Origin of the sequence: Streptomyces sp. M41 (assembly GCF_043673425.1) — a bacterium.
Lineage (GTDB): Bacteria > Actinomycetota > Actinomycetes > Streptomycetales > Streptomycetaceae > Streptomyces.
Genome location: NZ_JBIMKE010000069.1, coordinates 1 through 1,100, shown reverse-complemented (window position 1 = coordinate 1,100; position 1,100 = coordinate 1). Strand labels below are relative to the sequence as shown.

The following is a 1,100-nucleotide window of genomic DNA, read 5'->3' as shown; positions in this document are numbered from 1 at the left end:
CCGTTGCGGGATCTGGTGACGTCGTCGGATCCGCTGCCGCTGCTGGTGGAACGCGAACGCGCCCTGTACGGCTCCTGGTACGAGTTCTTCCCCCGCTCCGAGGGCACCCCCCGACAGCCCCACGGCACCTTCCGCACCGCCGAACGGCGCCTGCCGGCGATCGCCGCGATGGGCTTCGACGTCGTCTACCTCCCCCCCATCCACCCCATCGGCACCACCTTCCGCAAGGGCCCGGACAACACCCTGTCCGCCGGCCCCGACGACGTCGGCGTGCCCTGGGCCATCGGCTCCCCCGAGGGCGGCCACGACAGCGTCCACCCCGACCTGGGCACCATCGAGGACTTCGACCACTTCGTCGCCGCCGCCCGCGACCTGGGCATGGAGATCGCCCTGGACTTCGCCCTGCAGTGCTCCCCCGACCACCCCTGGGTCCACAAACACCCCGAGTGGTTCCACCACCGCCCCGACGGCACCATCGCCCACGCCGAGAACCCGCCGAAGAAGTACCAGGACATCTACCCCATCGCCTTCGACGCCGACATGGACGGCCTGATCGCCGAGACCCTGCGCGTGCTGCGGCACTGGATGGCCCACGGGGTGCGGATCTTCCGGGTCGACAACCCCCACACCAAACCGGTCGTGTTCTGGCAGCGGGTGATCGCGGACATCAACCGCACCGACCCCGACGTGATCTTCCTGGCGGAGGCGTTCACCCGGCCGGCCATGATGCACACCCTGGCCCAGATCGGCTTCCAGCAGTCCTACACCTACTTCACCTGGCGCACCGGCAAACAGGAACTGACCGAGTACCTGAGCGAACTGTCCGGGGAGGCCGCGGCCTACATGCGGCCCAACTTCTTCGCCAACACCCCCGACATCCTGCACGCCTACCTCCAGCACGGCGGCCGGCCCGCCTTCGAGGTCCGCGCCGTGCTCGCCGCCACCCTCTCGCCCACCTGGGGCATCTACAGCGGCTACGAACTGTGCGAGAACACCGCCCTGCGCGAGGGCAGCGAGGAGTACCTGCACTCGGAGAAGTACCAGCTGCGCCCCCGCGACTGGGCCACCGCCGAACGCGAGGGCCGCACCCTCACCCCCCT

Annotated in this window: 1 pseudogene; it reads left to right on the top strand. The window is 69.7% G+C overall.

Annotation, left to right across the window (positions count from 1 at the left end):
• Nucleotides 1-1,100, top strand: a pseudogene (locus tag ACHBTE_RS35705) (alpha-1,4-glucan--maltose-1-phosphate maltosyltransferase); the annotation flags it as partial.